Source organism: Xanthomonas sacchari, assembly GCF_024266585.1.
Classification (GTDB): Bacteria; Pseudomonadota; Gammaproteobacteria; order Xanthomonadales; family Xanthomonadaceae; genus Xanthomonas_A; species Xanthomonas_A sacchari_C.
This window is the reverse complement of sequence record NZ_CP100647.1, coordinates 3316822-3333375: the sequence shown is the minus strand read 5'-3', so window position 1 is coordinate 3333375 and position 16554 is coordinate 3316822. Positions and strand designations below refer to the sequence as shown.

The window sequence follows — 16554 nt, the reverse complement described above, 5'->3', positions numbered from 1 at the left end:
GAGGGGCTACTCGCTGTTCCTTCTCCCATCGGGAGAAGGTGCTCCGCAGGGGCGGATGAGGGTCGGGCAGCGCGGGTAGTGGCTGGGTGCGCTGCGCGTGCCGGACCCTCACCCCAACCCCTCTCCCGGGGGGAGAGGGGCTAGCTGCTGTTCCTTCTCCCATCGGGAGAAGGTGCCCCGTAGGGGCGGATGAGGGTCGGGCAGCGCCGGTAGTGGTTGGGTGCACTGTGCGTGCCAGACCCTCACCCCAACCCCTCTGCCGGTGGGAGAGGGGCTAACAGCGGTTCCTTCTCCCATCGGGAGTAAGGTGCCCCGCAGGGGCGGATGAGGGTCGGGTGGCGCCGGTAGCGGTTGGGTGCGCTGCGCGTGCCGGACCCTCACCCCAACCCCTCTCCCGGTCGGAGAGGGGCTGCCCGCCGTTCCTTCTCCCGGCGGGAGAGGGGCGACCATCTCTCGCTGCCTCTACGAATCCCCAATCCCCAATCCCCAATCCCCGCTCCCCAGGCATGTGCCACAAGCTGGGCGCCATGAGGCTGGACTTGCCCCGCCCCAGACGCTAGCGTGCAAAGCGTTTTTGTCGTTTCAGGGGTAACCATGAACAACGCTGCCGCGCCGCGCCAGCTCACGTTCCGTGCCGTGGTGCTGGCGATCGTGCTGGCCGTGGTGCTGTCCGCCGCCAATGCCTACCTCGGTCTGTTCGCCGGCCTGACCATCGCCACCGCGATTCCGGCGGCGGTGGTGTCGATGGGCGTGCTGCGCCTGCTCGGCGGCGGCACCATCCTCGAGAACAACATCGTGCAGACCGGCGCCTCGGCCGGTTCGTCGATCGCTGCCGGCGTCATCTTCACCATCCCGGCGCTGGTGATCATGGGCTACTGGCCGGACTTCAAGTACTGGTGGGTGCTCGGCATCGCCGGCATGGGCGGCCTGCTCGGCGTGCTGTTCTCGGTGCCGCTGCGGCGCTCGATGATCGTCGAGGATCCGCTGCCGTTCCCGGAGGGCAAGGCCGCCGCGGAAGTGCTCAAGGCCGGCGAGAATCCCGGGCCGGGGCTGAAGATCCTCGGCCTGTCGGCGGCGATCGGCGGGCTGGTCAAGCTCGGTGCGGCCAGCGGCCTGAAGGTGATCCCCGATACCTGGGCGCAGGCCGCGTACATCGGCAGCAGCAAGATGGTCGGCTACGTCGGCACCAACCTGTCGCCGGCGCTGCTGGGCGTGGGCTACATCGTCGGCCTGAACGTCGGCATCGTGGTGCTGTCCGGCTCGATCCTGTCCTGGCACCTCGCGATCCCGCTGTACCAGCAGTTCTTCATGGGCTCGGATCCGGCGCTGGCGCAGAGCCTGGCCAACGCGCCGGCGGCCGAGGCCGCGTTCGGCATCTGGGCGGCCAAGGTGCGCTACCTCGGCGTGGGCGCGATGCTGATCGGCGGCGTGTGGACGCTGTTCTCGCTGCGCAAGTCGCTGCTGTCGGGCGTCAAGAGCGGGTTCGCCGCCGCGCGCAAGAGCACCGGCGGCGGCGTGGTGGCCGATACCGATCGCGACCTGCCGATGAAGTGGATGCTGGTGGCGCTGCTGCTGTGCACGCTGCCGCTGCTGGGCCTGTACCAGGCCATCGTCGGCCAGTGGCACGTCAGCGTGCCGATGACCCTCATCATGATCGTCGCCGGCTTCCTGTTCGTGTCGGTGTCCGGCTACCTGGCCGGCCTGATCGGCTCGTCGAACAACCCGGTCTCCGGCATCACCATCTCCACCATCCTGTTCGCCTCGGCGGTGCTGGTGCTGCTGCTCGGGCGCGATTCGCCGATCGGCGCGGTCGCCGCGATCATGATCGGCGCGGTGGTGTGCTGCGCCGCCGCGGTGGGCGGCGACAACCTGCAGGACCTGAAGGCCGGTTACCTGGTCGGCGCCACGCCGTGGAAGCAGCAGCTGATGCTGGCGATCGGTGCGTTCTCGTGCGCGCTGATCATGGCGCCGGTGTTGAACCTGCTCGCCCAGGCCTACGGCATCGGCGCGGCCACGCCGCAGCATCCCAATGCGCTGGCGGCGCCGCAGGCCACGCTGATGGCGTCGGTGGCCAAGGGCCTGTTCGGCGGCGAGCTGCCGTGGAGCATGATCGCCATCGGCGCCGGCGTCGGCGCGGCGATCATCGCCCTGGACGAGTGGCTGAAGAAGACCGGCAAGCGCTTCCGCGTGCCGGTGCTGGCCGCGGCGATCGGCATCTACCTGCCGCTGGAGCTGATGGTGCCGATCTTCCTCGGCGGCCTGCTGACCCATCTGGTCGAGCGCTTCCACAAGATCCGCGCCGACGACGAAGAGGGCCGCGACCGCGTGCACCGTCCGGGCACGCTGTTCGCCGCGGGCCTGATCACCGGCGAGGCGCTGATGGGCATCGCCATCGCGGTGCCGATCGTGGCGTCCGGCCGCGCCGACGTGCTGGCATTGCCGGAGGCGTTCCACCTCAACCAGTGGTACGGCCTGGCCCTGCTGGCCTTCGTCGGCTGGCTGCTGTACCGCACCGGCCGCAAGGGCGACGCCGCGGCCGCACCGCGCGCGTAATCGGCGCAACGGCCTGCCGCAACGCAACATCCGAAGCCCGGCCCCGCGCCGGGCTTCGTGTTCGCGGCCGCGCCAGCGCGCCGCGTGCCGCATCCGTTTCTCGCCGGCTGATCCGCACCGCGTGCATCGCTTGGTCCAAGAGCGAATCGCGCCCAGCCGCGTGCGCTTGCCGATGTCGCTCTCACCACCAATGCCAGCTCCGGCACCGGCTTCCTGCGCTTGGCCAAGCCGGCGCATCGCGCTATCACTGCCGATCCCCCTCTCATCCAGCCGCGCGCAGGGCCGCGGCCCGCCCGCTCTCCACCACCTGGCCGGTGCGGATCTCCGTAGCCCCAGCCGAGCCAGCGCCTCGCTCTGACCAATCCCCAATCCCGATTCCCCATTCCCGGCCCCTCCATGACTTCAGTCCTTTGCACCACGCCCACCGCGGCCCCTACCATCGACGTTTTGCCGTGTTCCGGAGATACCCGATGACCCTGCGCTACGCCTTGCTGCCCCTGGCCCTGCTGACCGCGCTACCCGCGCTGGCCGCCACCCGCGGTTTCGATGTCCGCGACATGGTCGCGCTGGACCGGGTGTCCTCGCCGCTGCTGACGCCCGATGGCGGCACGGTGGTCTTCGCCAAGCGGCAGATGGACAAGGCGCTGGAGAAATCCAGCACCAGCCTGTGGCTGCGCGACCTGCGCACCCGCGATGCGGCGCCGCCGAAGCGGCTGACCCCGGACGGCTGGAACGTCAATTCGCCGGAGCTGTCGGCCGACGGCAAGACCGTGTATTTCCTGAGCGCCAAGTCCGGCCGCCAGCAGCTGTACGCGCTGCCGCTGGCCGGCGGCGCGCCGCGCCAGCTCACCGATTTCGCGCTGGACGTGGACACCTACCGCATCGCGCCGCAGGGCGACCGCGTGGCCTTCAGTGCCAGCGTGTTCCAGGAGTGCGGTTCGGACCTGGACTGCACGCGCAAGCGCGTGGAGGAGAAAAAGCACGCCAAGAGCAGCGGCGAGGTCTTCGATCACCTGTTCGTTCGGCATTGGGACGCCTGGAACGACGGCCGCCGCAACAGCCTGTTCGTTGCGCCGCTGCCGACCGGCGCCAAGGCCAAGCCGGTCGTCGGCGCCTCGGCGCTCAGCGTGACCCTGGCCGGCGACATTCCCTCCAAGCCGTTCGGCGGCAACGAGGACTACATCTGGGCGCCGGACGGGCAATCCCTGGTTGCCAGTGTGCGCGTGGCCGGCCGCAAGGAACCGTGGTCGACCAACTTCGACCTGTACCGCCTGGACGCCGCCGGCAAGGCCGCGCCGGTCAACCTGACCGCGTCCAATCCGGCCTGGGACGCCGGCCCGGTGTTCTCCGCCGACGGCAAGACCCTGTTCTACCGCGCGATGAAGCGCCCCGGCTTCGAGGCCGACCGCTTCGGCCTGATGGCGATGGACGTGGCCAGCGGCAAGACCCGCGAGATCGCCCCGCAGTGGGATCGCTCGGCTGGCGACATCGTGCTGTCGGCCGACGGCGCCACTGTGTACACCACCGCCGACGACATGGGCCAGCATCCGCTGTTCGCGGTCGACGTGGCCACCGGCAAGGTCCGCACCGTGGCCGCCGATGGCAGCGTCGGCGCGCCGGTGCTGGCCGGCAACACCCTGGCCTTCACCCGCAACAGCCTCAAGAGCGGCGACCAGATCGTCGTGGCCGATGCCGACGGCCAGCAGCCGCGCGCCATCACCCCCAGCGCCGGCGAGATGCTGCCCGATGTGAAGTTCGGCGACTACGAGCAGTTCTCGTTCAAGGGCTGGAACAACGACACGGTGCACGGCTACGTGGTCAAGCCCTACAACTACCAGGAAGGCAAGACCTATCCGGTCGCGTTCCTGATCCACGGCGGCCCGCAGGGCAGCTTCGGCAACGGCTGGAGCTACCGCTGGAACCCGCAGACCTACGCGGGACAGGGCTATGCGGTGGTAATGATCGACTTCCACGGCTCCACCGGCTACGGCCAGGCCTTCACCGACGCGATCAGCCAGCACTGGGGCGACCGCCCGCTGGAAGACCTGCAGAAGGGCTGGGACGCGGCGCAGAAGCAGTACGGCTTCCTCAACGGCGACAAGGCCTGCGCGCTGGGCGCCAGCTACGGCGGCTACATGGTCTATTGGATGGCCGGCAACTGGAACCAGCCGTGGAAGTGCCTGGTCGACCACGACGGCGTGTTCGACAACCGCATGATGGGCTACGCCACCGAGGAGCTGTGGTTCAGCGAGTGGGAGAACGGCGGCACGCCGTGGCAGAACCCGGCCGGCTACGAGAAGTTCAACCCGATCCTGCACGTGGACAAGTGGAAGGTGCCGATGCTGGTGATCCATGGCCAGCAGGATTTCCGCATTCCGATGGAGCAGGGCCTGGCCGCGTTCGGCGCGCTGCAGAGCAAGGGCATCGAGTCCAAGTTCCTGTACTTCCCGGACGAGAACCACTGGGTGCTCAAGCCGCAGAACAGCCTCATGTGGCACGACACGGTCAATGGCTGGCTGAAGCAGCATATCGGCCAGTGAGGAACCTGGGGCCCGGGTTTCCCGGGCTCCTTTCTGGGGCATGGCCCAGGTCCCGGGATTGGGCATTCGGGATTGGGCATTCGGGATTGGGGATTGGGGATTGGGGATTGGGGAGCTTTCCCGCGATCGCAGCAATCCGATAGCCGTTGTGGGAGGGGCTTCAGCTCCGACGCTTTAGCGGTAAGGCGTCGGGGCTGAAGCCCCTCCCACAAAAAGCAGGGGGCTTGCGGCGCGTCCGCCTTGCGAACGCGCGCGCATTGGCTGCTTTTTTGATCCTTGTCTCACCGCCAACCGCCAACCGCCAACCGCCAACCGCCAACCGCCAACCGCCAATCCCCAATCCCCAATCCCCAATCCCCAATCCCCAATCCCGAATCCCGAATCCCGAATCCCGAATCCCGAATCCCGAATCCCGAATCCCAGCCCACTGCCTAATGCCCTCGACGCCCCTGATCACCAACGACATCGTCATCTTCGGTCTGATCGCTGCCACCCTGGGGGCGGTGTTCTGGAGCGCGGCGCGGCCGTCGGGATTCTGGAAGCGTTTCTACGGCATCGTGCCGGCGCTGCTGCTGTGTTACCTGATTCCCGGCATCTACAACACCGTCGGCCTGATCGACGGACAACACAATTCGCTCTACAACCCGGTTGCGCGCGACGTGCTGCTGCCGGCGGCGCTGGTGCTGCTCACCCTGACCGTCGATCTCAAGGGCATATTGCGGCTGGGACCCAAGCTGGTGGCGATGTACCTGGGCGCGTCCTTCAGCATCATGCTCGGCGCGGTGGCGGCGTTCCAGATCATGAAGTGGCTGCACCCGGTCACCGTGGCCGGCGACACCTGGGCCGGCATGGTCGCGCTGGCCGGCAGCTGGATCGGCGGCGGCGCCAACATGCTGGCGATGCGCGAGGTGTTCCAGGTCGATGCCACCACCTTCGGCCAGTTCGCGGTGGTCGACGTCGGCGTCGGCTACGTGTGGATGGCGCTGCTGATCTTCCTGGCGCAGCGGGCGCCGGCCATCGACGCGCGCAGCGGGGCCGACACCCGCGGCATCGACGACCTCAAGCAGCGCATCGCGCGCTTCCAGGCCCAGCACGAACGCGTGGCCAGCCTTACCGACCTGATGCTGATCGTCGGCGTCGCCTTCGGCGCGGTCGGCCTGGCCCATGCGATCGCCACGCCGACGGCCGCCTGGTTCGACGCCAACGTCAGCTGGGCCAAGCAGTTCAGCCTGGGCTCGCCGTTCGTCTGGGTGGTGGTGCTGGCGACCACCTTCGGCCTGCTGCTCAGCTTCACCCGCGCGCGCACCCTTGAGGGCGCCGGCGCCTCGCGCATCGGCACGCTGTTGCTGTACTTCCTGATCGCCTGCATCGGCATGCAGATGGATCTGCTGGCGCTGTTCGACCGGCCCTGGATCTTCGCGCTCGGCCTGATCTGGCTGGTCGTGCACATCCTGTTGCTGCTGGCGTTGGGCAAGCTGCTGCGGGTGCCGTTCTTCTACTTCGCGATCGGCTCGCAGAGCAACGTCGGCGGCCCGGCCTCGGCGCCGGTGGTGGCCGCCGCGTTCCATCCTGCGCTGGCCCCGGTCGGGGTGTTGCTGGGCACCATGGGCTACGCCACCGGTACCTATCTGGCCTATCTGGTCGGGATCGTGTTGCGGGCGATGGCCGGGGCGGGGTGAGGCGCCTCACCCCGCTGTAGCGGCCGGAGCAGCCGCGACGAAGGCGTTCCGGAGACCTCCGTCGCGGTGCTGCTTGCAAGGGCGCCGCAGCGCCGCTGCGGGGCGATTGCTAGTGCTGCATCGCGACGCTGCGCTGCCGCTCTTCCTGCTGTTGCGGCGGCGCCTGCACGTTCTGCTGCTGCAACTGGCCGACGTTGGCCTGCGACGGCTCGTGGGCCGCGGCTGCGGTCTGCACCTGGCTGCGCAGGTGCGCCGGGTTCTCCGGCTGTCCCTGGACCGCGAACAGGCGGTCGCCATCGCGGCTGGGCAGCACCTGGTCGATACGCTGCAGGCCGTCCCGGCCGGCGTGCGCGGCGACGCTGGCGGCGGTGTTGAGGAAGGCCGCGTCGTCGTGCAGGCCGAGCCGGTCGCGTTGCCCGTCCAACTGCACCACCGCGTCGTTGAACAGGCGGCTGCCGGTGGACAGCGTGCCCAGTTGCGCCTGGGCCTGACTCTGATTCTGCGCCAGGTCCTCGGCCTTCATCACCGAATCGATGCCGTGCAGGTCCAGGCGGTGCTTGAGCATCATGCCGGGGATCAGGCGCTGGCCGAACGACAGCGGGTCCGGTTCCGGCAGCTGGATCTGGCGGCCGGCGGCGTCGGGCATCAGGCCGCGGGTAAGCAGGTTGTCTTCCTGCAGGTAGGTCAGCAGTTCGTTCTTAACGTGGTAGCCGCGGATCAGGCCGTCGGCGGCGTAGGCCTTGGCGGCCTCGGCGTTCAGGCCTTCGCGTTCCAGGGTCTTGTTGTTCACGCCGGCGGCGTTGAAGGTCACCGCTGGCACGTCGTTGACCATCGACGAGGCCGCGGCCAGGCCGCCGCCCAGCGAGTGCCCGGAGATCAGCAGGTTGTCGCCGAAGGCCTGCTTGGCCTGGCTGCCGAGCTGGATCGCCGAGGCGTATTGCGCGTCGGAGAAGCCCAGGCCCTGGCCGAGGTTGTGTTTCCAGTCCTTCAGTTCGTCGGTGCCGCAGAACCCCAGTACCACGTTGCCCTGCGGATTGCGGTAGAACGCGGCGTCGAAGCCGCTCTTGGCGTCGTGCTGCAGGCGGGGATCGATGCCGGCGCGCTGCAGCGCGGTGTCGTCCATGCGCGACCAGCCATCGGGCAGCGCGGCGAAGGTCTCGGCGCCGCCGGCGCGGCGCTCGGCGGCGGTGTGGTAGAGGTCCTGCAGCAGCGGCGGCAGTTGCCGGTCCACCGCCTGCGGCTGCTGGCCGCGGGCCGCTTCGGAGAAGGAGGTGGACGGGTCGGACGGGGAAAGATCGCTCTGGTTCATGCGCGGCTCCGTGCGAGTGTGGCGACCGACCGCGTCAGCGGGTCGCTTCCAGGGGGATGTTGTGGGCGCTCAGCCAGGCGCGCACGTCGTTGCGGGTCTGCTGCGCGTTGGCGTTGAGCAGGCGCTCGGGCGTGTTGAAGAAGTACGCCTGGAAGGTCTTGCCCTGCGCGTTGCGCAGGCTCGGATCGACCCCGGCCTGCAGCAGCTTGGGCACCCAGGGATTGCCGGCGCTGCTCTGCGCGGCCAGGTGCAGCAGCGAGTTGCCGGTGGCGTCGACCCGCTTGGGATCGGCGCCGGCCTTGAGCAGCATCTCGATCTGCGCGTCGCGCTTGCTCTGCACGGCGCGGAACAGCGGCGTCCAGTTCGCGCGCGCGCTCACCGGGTCGACCGGTGCGCCGTGCTGCAGCAGGAGTTGCAGGTACTGCGGATCCTTGGCCATGGCCGCCATGTGCACCACGGTTTCCTGGTCCATGCCCGGCAGCGACGGGTCGGCGCCGGCATCGAGCAGCGCCGCCAATGCGCGTGGCTGTTCGTTCCAGATGGCCCATTCGAGCAGGGTGAGGTGCTGGTCGCCGTGCGCGGACAGGTCCGTGCTGGGCGCCAGGGCGGCGATGCGGGCGACGTCGCCGCGCGCGATGGCGGCGGCGATGTCGGCGAGTGCGGGGTCGCGGAAGGCGACCGAATGGTCCTGCAGCGTGGCTGACATGGCGGAATGCTCCTTGGCGCCGGGCTGTGCGGCGCAACTGACCGAGAAGAACAGCGAGGTCGCGAGTGCGATCAGGGCGGGGACGGGCGTACGCATGCAAGGCTCCTTTCCTGTTCGCGGTCCTGGATGACGGCGCGCGTCCTGGCGCCGTTGCCGATCCTAGCAGCCGATGACTGGGCGATTGCGGTGGTTTTGTGACGACTACCTCGAATTCAGGGCGACATTTCCACGGGCGCGGGCGGTTTAACGGGAAACCAACGGAAATGGGGAGCTCCGGGCAGGCCGCCGTGGACGGGCGGGCGTGCAGGCATCGCGCCGCGTGCGCGTGTGTAGCGCGGGCACGTGGAAGCTGCGCGCGCGCAGCCGCAGGTACAGCATCGCGCCGCGTGTGCCGGCGTGGCGCGCGTCTGCTGCCCGTGCGCGATCGCGCGTGGCACCGCTGCTGCAGGCGGCTGCACAGGCCAGGGACATCTGCAGGACGGCATAATGACGGTTTTCCCAAGGAGCGCGCGATGACGGCGACCCCCTTCGACCTGTTGATCAGCGATTGCGACGGCGTGCTCGTCGACAGCGAGGTGCTGGCCGACCGAGTGATGCTCGACGCGCTGGGCGCCTACGTGCCGCGGGCCGAACTGGAGCGCTTCCTTGCCGGCAGCTTCGGCCTCACCGCGCAGGAGATCGTGCAGCGCGTGCAACGGCACTATGCGCTGGACCTGCCGCCGGGCCTGTGCCAGGAGATCCGCGCGCGCTCGGAGGCGCTGATCGCCGCCGAGGTGCAGCCGATCGACGGGGTGCGCGAGGCCTTGCTGGCGTTGCCGCTGCCGCTGGCGGTCGCCTCCAACAGCGTGCGCGAGAGCGTGGTCGCGTCGGTGGCGCGCGCCGGCCTGCGCGAGCGTGTCGGCGAGCGCATCTTCAGCGCCGACATGGTGGCGCGGCCCAAGCCCGCGCCGGACGTGTACCTGCTGGCGGCGCAGACGCTGGGCGCGGCGCCGGAACGCTGCCTGGTGATCGAGGACAGCGCCACCGGCGCCAGCGCCGCGCTGGCCGCGGGCATGACCGTGATCGGCTTCACCGGCGCCGCGCACATTCCCGCCGGGCATGCCGCGACCCTGCGCCAGCTCGGCGTGGCCGCGGTGATGGAACACATGCGCGAACTGCCGCAGACCTATGCGGATTTGGTGCGCGCTGCGGCGGCTTGAAGAGCCGGGATTGGGGAATCGGGATTCGGGAATGGGAGCAGCGCCGCGAGTGCATGGCGTCCGCATGCCTTTCCGCAGGAGCGGCTTCAGCCGCGACGCGCTATCGGTAAGGCCTCGCGGCTGAACCCGCTCCTACAGCGGCGACGCTGACACTGCTCTCCGAGCGTTGGCGGCCGTCTGTGATCAGCTCAGAACTCTGATTGTCCGAAGGCGGCACGCGACGAATCCCCAATCCCGCTCCAATCCCGGCGCTCAACAGCGAAACGGCGATGCCTGTCCCAGGCATCGCCGCGTTCTTCAGCACGTTTGCAGCCGTGTGATCCGGTCGAATGGCCAAGCGCCTCAAGGCGCCCGCCACCAATCCCCAATCCCGACTCCCCAATCCCGGCCTTTCAACAACACCGAAACCCGCTCTTGCCGCCGTAGCGCGCCTCCTGGCGCTCGCGGAAGAAGGTCTTGTAGTCCATCGGCTGCCGGTCCGGGTGCTTCTCCAGCACGTGCCGCACGTAGTTGTCGTAGTCGGGGATGCCGCAGCACAGCCGCGCGGTCTGCACCAGGCGCCGCCACAGCCGGCGGTGCGCCTGGTACTGCCCGACCGGAACCAGCGCGCCGCCCATTACAGGTCCGCCATCTGGTGCGGCTGCAAGGCCACGTACGCGGTCTCGCGGTCGCTGCGCTGCGGGTTGCGGCGCGCGGCCAGGATGGTCTTGATCGCGTAGACCAGCACCGCGAACACGACGAACAGGAACAGCACGGTCAGCCCGGTGTTGACGTAGGCGTTGGTGACGATCTGCTGCATCTGCGCCACCGACTTGGCCGGCGCGGTGACGGTGCCGCTGGCGATGGCGTCCTGGAACTTGTGCGCCTGCGCCAGGAAGCCCTGCGACGGATTGGCGTCGAAGATCTTGATCAAGCCGGCGTAGGTGGTGCAGATCAGCAGCCACACCGCCGGCACCGCGGTCACCCAGGCGTAGCGGTCGCGCTTCATCTTGAACAGCACCACCGTGCCCAGCATCAGCGCGATGCCGGCCAGCATCTGGTTGGAGATGCCGAACAGCGGCCACAGCGTCTGGATGCCGCCGAACGGATCGACCACGCCGGTGTACAGCAGGTAGCCCCACAGCGCCACGCAGCCGGCGGTGCCGACGATGTTGGCGGTCCACGACTCGGTCTTCTTCAGCGCCGGCACGAAGTTGCCGAGCAGGTCCTGCAGCATGAAGCGGCCGGCGCGGGTGCCGGCATCCACCGCGGTGAGGATGAACAGCGCCTCGAACAGGATCGCGAAGTGGTACCAGAAGGCCATCATCGCGTCGCTGCTGTTGGGGATGGCCTGGTGCAGGATCTGCGCGATGCCCACCGCCAGCGTCGGCGCGCCGCCGGCGCGATGCAGGATGGTCGGCTCGCCGATCGCCGCGGCGGTGGCGGTCAGTTGCTCCGGGGTGATGGCGAAGCCCCAGGTGGTGCTGATGTGGTGCGCGGCGGAGGCGACGTCGGCGCCGATCACCGCGGCCGGGCTGTTCATCGCGAAGTACACGCCCGGGTCGATGATCGAGGCTGCCACCAGCGCCATCACCGCCACGAACGATTCCATCAGCATGCCGCCGTAGCCGATGTAGCGCATGTGCGACTCGTTGGCGAGCAGCTTGGGCGTGGTGCCCGAGGAGATCAGCGCATGGAAGCCGGACACCGCGCCGCAGGCGATGGTGATGAACAGGAACGGGAACAGGCCGCCCTTCCACACCGGGCCGTCGCCGCTGGCGGCGAACTGGGTCAGCGCCGGCATCTTTAGTTCCGGCATCACCACCAGGATGCCGATCGCCAGGGCGATGATGGTGCCGATCTTGAGGAAGGTGGACAGGTAGTCGCGCGGCGCCAGCAGCAGCCACACCGGCAGCACCGAGGCGACGAAGCCGTAGCCGATCAGCATCCAGGTGATCTGCGTGCCGGTGAAGGTGAAGGCCGGGCCCCAGGTGGGGTCGGCGGCGACCTTGCCGCCGAACCAGATTGCCGCCAGCAGCAGGATCAGCCCGACCACCGAGATCTCGCCGATCTTGCCGGGGCGGATGTAGCGCATGTACACGCCCATCATGATCGCGATGGGCATGGTCGCGATCACCGTGAACATGCCCCAGGGGCTTTCCGCCAGGGCCTTGACCACCACCATCGCCAGCACCGCCAGGATGATGATCATGATCAGGAACGCGCCGAACAGGGCGATGGTGCCGGGCACCTGGCCCATTTCCTCGCGCACCAGGTCGCCGAGCGAGCGGCCGTTGCGGCGGCTGGACAGGAACAGCACCATGAAGTCCTGCACCGCGCCGGCGACCACCACGCCGACCACCAGCCACAGCAGACCGGGCAGGTAGCCCATCTGCGCGGCCAGCACCGGCCCGACCAGCGGCCCGGCGCCGGCGATGGCGGCGAAGTGGTGGCCGAACAGCACGTGCTTGTTGGTCGGCACGTAGTCCAGGCCGTCGTTGTTTAGCACCGCCGGTGTGGCCCGGGTGGGGTCGAGCTGCATCACCTTGTCGGCGATGAATAGGCTGTAGAAGCGGTAGGCGATCAGGTAGATCGACACCGCGGCCACCACGATCCACAGCGCGTTGATATGTTCGCCGCGGCGCAGGGCGATGGTGCCGAGACAGAACGCCGCGACCACGGCCAGTGCGGCCCAGGCCAGCTTGGAAAACCCTTTCATCAGAACACTCCCCCACAAGGTGCGTGCAAGGGTCGCCTCGATGGCCTGGGGGGTCAATGGCGGGGAGGGCCGCCGGCCTAGTACTTTGGTCGTAGACAGTGGCCTCGCGCCTACGGGGAGGGGGTTGGGGTGAGGGTGCGGGGCGAAGATCTCGCAAAACCTGCCTGCGCTGTCGGATGCTGCACGAGGCTGCGCCCGTACCCTCATCCGCCCCTGCGGGGCACCTTCTCCCGGTGGGAGAAGGGACGTCATGGCTTCGAACGGGAGAAGGCGCCATCGCACGCGCTTTAGCCCCTCTCCCCCCGGGAGAGGGGTTGGGGTGAGGGTACGGGGGGCGAAGCCCCTCGCAACCCCAACCTGCGCTGCCGGACGCCGCACGAGGCTTCGCCCGTACCCTCATCCGCCCCTGCGGGGCACCTTCTCCCGGGGGAGAAGGGAAGTCATGGCTTCGAACGGGAGAAGGGGCCATCGCAGGCGCTTTAGCCCCTCTCCCCCGGGAGAGGGGTTGGGGTGAGGGTCCGGGGCGAAGCCCCTCGCAAACCCAGGCGTGCGCTGCCGGACGCTGCATCAGGCTGCGCCCGGACCCTCATCCGCCCCTTCGGGGCACCTTCTCCCGGTGGGAGAAGGGAAGTCATGGCTTCGAACGGGAGAAGGCGCCATCGCAGGCGCTTTAGCCCCTCTCCCCCCGGGAGAGGGGTTGGGGTGAGGGTAGGGGGCGAAGCCCCTCGCAAACCCAGGCTTGCGCTGCCGGACGCTGCACCAGGCTGCGCCCGGACCCTCATCCGCCCCTGCTGCGGGGCACCTTCTCCCGGGGGGGAGAAGGGAGCAGCGGTCGCTCCGCCGCAGGCGATGGAACGATGGGTTGCGCCGGTCGCGGTTGGGCGCGCTGGCGGCGGCACCCATGGTGGGCATCTCATCAGGAGATCGCTCACCATGACCGCTTCCACCACCGTCGCCTCCGCGCGCATCCTGCGCGCCATCCGCGGCCACGCCACCGCCGACGGCGATGGGGTCAAGCTGACCCGCGTCATCGGCGGCGCTGCGCTGCCCGAGCTGGATCCGTTCCTGCTGCTCGACGAGTTCGGCACCGACCGTGCCGAGGACTACATCGGCGGTTTCCCCAGCCATCCGCATCGCGGCTTCGAGACCGTCACCTACATGCTCGACGGGCGCATGCGGCACAAGGACAACCACGGCAACGAGGGCCTGCTGACCCCGGGCAGCGTGCAGTGGATGACCGCCGGCCGCGGCCTGGTGCATTCGGAGATGCCGGAGCAGGAAGCAGGGCGCATGCGCGGCTTCCAGCTGTGGGTGAACCTGCCGGCGCGCGACAAGATGACCGCGCCGCGCTACCAGGAGTTCGCGCCCGAGCGCATTCCGGTGGCGCAGCCGGCGCCCGGAGTGACGGTCAAGGTGATCGCCGGCCAGGTCGGCGAGGTGCATGGCCCGATCGCGCAGCCGGCCACCGATCCGCTGTATCTGGACATCGCACTGGACGCGGGCGCGCGCTGGGCGTTCGAGTTGCCGGCCGGGCACAACGCCTTCGCCTACATGTTCGAGGGCGACGCGGCGCTGGGCGAGGGCGAGGCGGCGCGCGTGCTGCCGGCGCAGACGCTGGCGGTGCTCGGTGGCGGCGACCTGCTGCAGCTGCAGGCCGGCGTGCAGGGCGCGCGGCTGATCCTGGTCGCCGGCCGGCCGTTGCGCGAGCCGGTGGCGCGGCACGGGCCGTTCGTGATGAACACGCGCCAGGAACTGATGCAGGCCTTCGTCGATTTCCAGGAAGGGCGCTTCTGAGGGGCACGTTGCGCACCCGCTGTCTGTGCGCTGTGCCGTCGTAGGAGCGGCTGACGCCGCTCCTACGTCGTATCGCGGACCGCCGGCCTCAGCGCTCCAGCGCCAGGCTCGACTGGCGCATGTCCAGGCCCTGCACCAGCGATTGCAGGGTCTGCAGTTCCTGGGTGTCGGCGGCGTCGATCCACACCTGGGCGAACTGGCCTTTCTTCAGTTCCGCGACCGCGATCCGGCGCGAGGCCAGGCCCGGCAGCTCGGCACCGCCGAGGTCCGGCCGGTACCAGTACACCTGCTCGCCGGCGATGGCGCCCTTTTCCTCGCGCAGATTGCGCTGCAGCGGAATGTTCGGATCGCGTGCGGTGAGCATCATGCCCAGCACCTGACGTCCGTCGGCGTCGCTGGCGCGGCAGACGATGAATCCCGTGTCGCTGCGCTCGCTCCACTGCAGTTTGCTCTGCGGCGGCAGCGGCGGGCAGTTCTGCGCCTGTTGCGCGGTGGCGGCAGCGGCGGGCAACGCCGCCGCAGCGGTCAGCAGCGCCTTGCGCAAGAGTGTCTTCATTCGCGATGTTCCCCATACGCCGCGTTGCGACGCGTTCGATCCATACGCACGCCCGTGGCGTCGTCTGCGGGAGCGCCCATCCTGTGTGGGATCCCGGCAGTGCATCCCCCGACGCAGTGCGTGTCCCGTGTGCGGCCACGCGAGCAGCGCCGCGCCTGCACCATAGCCCAGCGCGGCTGCGCTGACAATTGGGATGCGGATTCCGGGATTTCCGCACGCACGGTACGGCGTGGCGGCACTGCGCGGGCGGTGGCGTACAAAGGCGGACGCGGCCGGCGGCATCTCGCGTGTAGGGCTGCACGGCCCAAGACGGGCCTGCCGCGGCCTCAGCGGCCCGGTTCGGGCAGCGGGATGAATTCCTGATCGTCGCCGGGGATGGTCCCGAAGCGGCCCTCGCGCCAGTCCTGCTTGGCCTGTTCGATGCGTTCGACCGAACTGGACACGAAGTTCCACCACAGGTGGCGCGGGCCATCCAGCGGTTCGCCGCCCATCAGCATCGCCTTGAGCGGGGTCTTGGCGCGCAGCCGCCCGCGCGCGCCCGGCTCGGGCAGGACCAGGTGCCGCGCCGGGATGTCCACGCCGTCCAGCTGCGCCTCACCCTCCAGAATGTACAGCGAGCGCTCGGCGTGCCGGGCGTCCAGGTCGAGTTCCGCGTCCGCCTCCAGGTCCAGGGCCACGTTGAGCGTGTCGGCGAACACCGTCACCGGCGATTCCTCGCCGTAGGCGCGACCGGCGATCACCCGCAGCCACGCGCCGTCGCGGCGTTGCTGCGGCAGGCTGACGGCGGCATGGTGGTAGAACGCCGGTGCGGTCTCTTCCGCCGATTTCGGCAGCGCCACCCAGGTCTGCATGCCGTGCAGCGGGTGCGCATGTTCGCGCAACGCCGTCGGCGTGCGCTCGGAGTGGGAGATGCCGCGGCCGGCGGTCATCCAGTTGACGTCGCCGGCGCGGATCACCTGGTCGGAGCCGAGCGAATCGCGGTGGCCGATCTCGCCGGACCACAGGAAGGTGACCGTGGCCAGGCCGATGTGCGGATGCGGGCGCACGTCCACGCCGTGGCCCGGCTCGAACACTGCCGGCCCGATGTGGTCGATGAAGACGAAGGGGCCGACGCTGCGCGCCTGCACACTGGGGACGGCGCGGCGCACTTCGAGGCCGCCGATATCGTGGACGCGGGGGGCGATCAGGGTGGGCATGCCGGCGCTCGCGGTGGCAGGGACGGAAGCGAAGCTTCGCATGCGCGGCGGCCGGGGTGCGGCGCCACGGCAAGATGGACTGTCCCGCATGCGCTGTTGCGCGCTGGCACGACCGATCCTGCGCCATGCCGGGGTATGTCGCACGGTGATGCCGCTGCGCCGGAATCGCATAGTGTGAATTGCGCAAGCTGCTTGTCTGCGACGGTGCCGTGCGCCTGTGAATAATCGGGTCGCGCCACACCGGCCGCGCAGAGCGCAGGCGTGCACGGCGCGGCATCGATTCCTCTTCCCACAAGGAGCTAGCGCAATGAAATCCGCATCCAG

At 69.3% G+C, this 16554-nt stretch carries 11 protein-coding genes; 5 read left to right on the top strand and 6 right to left on the bottom strand.

Features of this window, described 5'->3' with window-relative positions:
• Nucleotides 1-594 precede the first annotated feature (594 nt).
• The 3 genes from NKJ47_RS13895 (at nt 595) to NKJ47_RS13885 (ending at nt 6772) form a co-directional block, all read left to right on the top strand.
• Nucleotides 595-2553 (top strand): OPT family oligopeptide transporter, encoded by a 1959-nt coding sequence (locus NKJ47_RS13895; protein WP_254458447.1) that lies wholly within the window; start codon nt 595-597, stop codon nt 2551-2553.
• 470 nt (nt 2554-3023) lie between these two features.
• Nucleotides 3024-5093: an alpha/beta hydrolase family protein gene (locus NKJ47_RS13890; RefSeq protein ID WP_254458446.1), complete on the top strand. Its 2070-nt coding sequence runs from the start codon at nt 3024-3026 to the stop codon at nt 5091-5093.
• Nucleotides 5094-5527: 434 nt separating this feature from the next.
• A complete protein-coding gene (locus tag NKJ47_RS13885; RefSeq protein WP_254458445.1) occupies nt 5528-6772 on the top strand; it encodes a DUF819 domain-containing protein in 1245 nt (414 codons plus the stop codon).
• 109 nt (nt 6773-6881) lie between these two features.
• On the opposite strand, the gene NKJ47_RS13880 is transcribed toward NKJ47_RS13885, so the two are convergent.
• The gene (locus NKJ47_RS13880) at nt 6882-8081 is read right to left on the bottom strand and encodes an XVIPCD domain-containing protein (RefSeq protein ID WP_254458444.1); all 1200 of its coding nucleotides are present in this window, start codon (nt 8079-8081) and stop codon (nt 6882-6884) included.
• Nucleotides 8082-8115: 34 nt separating this feature from the next.
• Nucleotides 8116-8883: an ankyrin repeat domain-containing protein gene (locus NKJ47_RS13875; protein ID WP_254458443.1), complete on the bottom strand. Its 768-nt coding sequence runs from the start codon at nt 8881-8883 to the stop codon at nt 8116-8118.
• A gap of 416 nt (nt 8884-9299) precedes the next feature.
• Between NKJ47_RS13875 and NKJ47_RS13870 the strand changes: the two genes are divergently transcribed.
• The gene (locus tag NKJ47_RS13870) at nt 9300-9986 is read left to right on the top strand and encodes an HAD-IA family hydrolase (protein ID WP_254458442.1); all 687 of its coding nucleotides are present in this window, start codon (nt 9300-9302) and stop codon (nt 9984-9986) included.
• A gap of 392 nt (nt 9987-10378) precedes the next feature.
• Here the strand turns inward: NKJ47_RS13870 and NKJ47_RS13865 are convergent, their stop codons facing one another.
• Together NKJ47_RS13865 and NKJ47_RS13860 are read right to left on the bottom strand one after the other, a co-directional pair.
• Nucleotides 10379-10603 carry a YbdD/YjiX family protein gene (locus NKJ47_RS13865; protein ID WP_254458441.1) on the bottom strand — a complete coding sequence of 75 codons (225 nt, stop codon included), beginning with the start codon at nt 10601-10603 and terminating at the stop codon, nt 10379-10381.
• Complete coding sequence (locus tag NKJ47_RS13860) at nt 10603-12684, bottom strand: carbon starvation CstA family protein (RefSeq protein WP_254458440.1); 2082 nt, start codon at nt 12682-12684, stop codon at nt 10603-10605. The genes NKJ47_RS13865 and NKJ47_RS13860 overlap by 1 nt, the downstream gene beginning before the upstream one ends.
• A gap of 933 nt (nt 12685-13617) precedes the next feature.
• On the opposite strand from NKJ47_RS13860, the gene NKJ47_RS13855 reads away from it, so the two are divergent.
• On the top strand, nt 13618-14478 hold the full coding sequence (locus NKJ47_RS13855; protein ID WP_254458439.1) for a pirin family protein: 861 nt from the start codon (nt 13618-13620) through the stop codon (nt 14476-14478).
• Between the two features lie 88 nt (nt 14479-14566).
• On the opposite strand, the gene NKJ47_RS13850 is transcribed toward NKJ47_RS13855, so the two are convergent.
• Together NKJ47_RS13850 and NKJ47_RS13845 are read right to left on the bottom strand one after the other, a co-directional pair.
• Nucleotides 14567-15034: a hypothetical protein gene (locus tag NKJ47_RS13850; protein WP_254458438.1), complete on the bottom strand. Its 468-nt coding sequence runs from the start codon at nt 15032-15034 to the stop codon at nt 14567-14569.
• A 326-nt stretch (nt 15035-15360) separates the two neighbouring features.
• Complete coding sequence (locus NKJ47_RS13845; RefSeq protein ID WP_254458437.1) at nt 15361-16230, bottom strand: pirin family protein; 870 nt, start codon at nt 16228-16230, stop codon at nt 15361-15363.
• Nucleotides 16231-16554 lie beyond the last annotated feature (324 nt).

Coding starts and splice junctions, on each gene's coding strand:
- NKJ47_RS13895 (WP_254458447.1), top strand. CDS start 595: ATGAACAACGCTGCCGCGCCGCGCCAGCTCACGTTCCGTGCCGTGGTG.
- NKJ47_RS13890 (WP_254458446.1), top strand. CDS start 3,024: ATGACCCTGCGCTACGCCTTGCTGCCCCTGGCCCTGCTGACCGCGCTA.
- NKJ47_RS13885 (WP_254458445.1), top strand. CDS start 5,528: ATGCCCTCGACGCCCCTGATCACCAACGACATCGTCATCTTCGGTCTG.
- NKJ47_RS13880 (WP_254458444.1), bottom strand. CDS start 8,081: ATGAACCAGAGCGATCTTTCCCCGTCCGACCCGTCCACCTCCTTCTCC.
- NKJ47_RS13875 (WP_254458443.1), bottom strand. CDS start 8,883: ATGCGTACGCCCGTCCCCGCCCTGATCGCACTCGCGACCTCGCTGTTC.
- NKJ47_RS13870 (WP_254458442.1), top strand. CDS start 9,300: ATGACGGCGACCCCCTTCGACCTGTTGATCAGCGATTGCGACGGCGTG.
- NKJ47_RS13865 (WP_254458441.1), bottom strand. CDS start 10,603: ATGGGCGGCGCGCTGGTTCCGGTCGGGCAGTACCAGGCGCACCGCCGG.
- NKJ47_RS13860 (WP_254458440.1), bottom strand. CDS start 12,684: ATGAAAGGGTTTTCCAAGCTGGCCTGGGCCGCACTGGCCGTGGTCGCG.
- NKJ47_RS13855 (WP_254458439.1), top strand. CDS start 13,618: ATGACCGCTTCCACCACCGTCGCCTCCGCGCGCATCCTGCGCGCCATC.
- NKJ47_RS13850 (WP_254458438.1), bottom strand. CDS start 15,034: ATGAAGACACTCTTGCGCAAGGCGCTGCTGACCGCTGCGGCGGCGTTG.
- NKJ47_RS13845 (WP_254458437.1), bottom strand. CDS start 16,230: ATGCCCACCCTGATCGCCCCCCGCGTCCACGATATCGGCGGCCTCGAA.